Raw genomic sequence first — 911 nt, forward strand, 5'->3', positions numbered from 1 at the left:
TCAGATGGTCTGTGTAAGTCCAGTGCTCATCAGTGAGAGGAAGATCTATGAGCATGGCGTTAGACGACAAGCAGCAGGGCCACGACGACGAGCAGTTGCCTGAACTGGCCGAGCCGCGCTCGACCGCGGAAGTCGCCGAGGCATTACAGGCCTCGGGCATGGTCGATGAGCTGCTCGCCCAGATCGATACCGGCCAGATCCAGATCACCGGCGAAGGCGGGTTGATCCCAGGTCTGATCAAACTGGCCCTCGAACGCGGTCTGAAGGCCGAGCTGACCGATCACCTCGGCTATGCCAAGGGCGATCCGGCCGGGCGGGAGTTGCCCAACGCCCGTAACGGGTCGAGCCCGAAAACGGTGGCCTCGCAGGCCGGGCCGGTCGAGCCGAACATTCCTCGTGACCGTGACGGCACGTTCACCCCGCGGCTGGTCCCGAAGGGCTCGCGCCGCCTCGGCGGCCTCGACGACATCATCATCTCGCTCTACGCCGGCGGCATGACGTTGCGCGACATCCAACACCATTTGGCCTCCACGATCGGCACCGATCTCTCGCACGAGACGATCTCGAAGATCTGCGACGAGGTCCTCGACGCGGTCGATGAATGGCAGAACCGGCCGCTGGAGCCGTTGTATCCCGTCATCTACCTTGACGCCCTGGTGGTGAAGGTCAAAGACGGCGCCCATGTCCGAAACAAGCACGCCCACATTGCTATTGGCGTCGATATGGCCGGCGTCAAGCATGTGCTGGGAATCTGGATACAGGCCGAAGAAGGCGCCAAGTTCTGGGCCGGGGTGTGTGCGAATCTGGCCAACCGCGGCGTCAAGGACGTGCTGATCGTGTGCTGTGACGGGCTCACCGGATTCCCCGAAGCGATCGAGGCGACCTGGCCGCTGGCCACCGTGCAAACCTGT

At 63.3% G+C, this 911-nt stretch carries 1 protein-coding gene; it reads left to right on the plus strand.

The genetic code is table 11. The features are described 5' to 3' along the window. Positions 1–47: 47 nt before the first annotated feature. On the plus strand, positions 48–911 hold an 864-nt coding region (locus GOPIP_RS12585; RefSeq protein ID WP_006370044.1), incomplete at its 3' end, for an IS256 family transposase.

The organism is Gordonia polyisoprenivorans NBRC 16320 = JCM 10675 (assembly GCF_000241325.1).
Taxonomy (GTDB): domain Bacteria; phylum Actinomycetota; class Actinomycetes; order Mycobacteriales; family Mycobacteriaceae; genus Gordonia; species Gordonia polyisoprenivorans.